Raw genomic sequence first — 255 nt, forward strand, 5'->3', positions numbered from 1 at the left:
GATCCGCTTCCTGCTCAAATACATGACGCGGCCGCTGCACTTCTTCGGGTCCTTCGGCGCGCTCAGCATTCTGTTCGGTGGGCTGGTCTCGATGTTCCTCGCGGGGCTGAAGCTGTTCACTCACCAGCATGTGATGGATCAGCATGGACCCCTTTTCGTTGTCGCCGGTGTGCTCATACTCGCGGGCATTCAGATGCTCGCGATCGGTCTCCTTGGCGAGTTGCAGGTGCGCCACTACCATACGTCGCAGCAGCG

The 255-nt window shown here is 60.0% G+C and carries 1 pseudogene; it reads left to right on the top strand.

From position 1 onward, the window contains the following. Positions 1–255 (top strand): annotated as a pseudogene (locus AC5IJH_RS18330) (glycosyltransferase); the annotation flags it as partial.

Source organism: Candidatus Dedyshia acidiphila (assembly GCF_051025295.1).
Taxonomy (GTDB): Bacteria; Acidobacteriota; Terriglobia; order Terriglobales; family Acidobacteriaceae; genus KBS-83.